This is a genomic window from Vibrio sp. YT-19(2023), from assembly GCF_033337395.1.
Genome location: NZ_JAWOQN010001010.1, coordinates 1 through 545, shown reverse-complemented (window position 1 = coordinate 545; position 545 = coordinate 1). Strand labels below are relative to the sequence as shown.

The 545-nt window shown below is 42.8% G+C and carries 1 protein-coding gene; it reads left to right on the top strand.

The genetic code is table 11. From position 1 onward, the window contains the following. Positions 1-62: 62 nt before the first annotated feature. On the top strand, positions 63-545 hold a 483-nt coding region (locus tag R7E78_RS29720), incomplete at its 3' end, for an aminotransferase class I/II-fold pyridoxal phosphate-dependent enzyme (protein ID WP_318059091.1).

Here is a 545-nt window from a genome sequence, read left to right as displayed (position 1 = left end):
AAAGGCTAAACCAAATTCGAAACGAGTGAAAACTCGTCAAAACAACCAGGAAGGAATTGCGAATGTCTTCTGCATTTTACCAACAGATTCAACAGCAAATTGAAGAAGTGAAGGCTGAAGGTCTTTACAAAGCAGAGCGTATCATTACCTCTCAACAGCAAGCCGCTGTTAAAATCTCGACAGGTGAAGAAGTACTGAACTTTTGTGCGAACAACTACCTAGGCCTAGCAAACCATCCAGCGCTTATCGAAGCAGGTAAAGCTGGCATGGATGAGCACGGCTTCGGTATGGCATCAGTACGTTTTATCTGCGGTACTCAAGACATCCACAAAGAGCTAGAACAAAAGCTTTCTAAATTCCTCGGTAAAGAAGATACGATTCTTTACACCTCTTGCTTTGATGCAAACGCAGGTCTGTTCGAAACCATTCTTGGTAAAGAAGATGCGATCATTTCTGATGCACTGAACCACGCATCAATCATTGACGGTGTTCGTCTATGTAAAGCAATGCGCTTCCATTACTCAAACAACAACATGGAAGAGCTA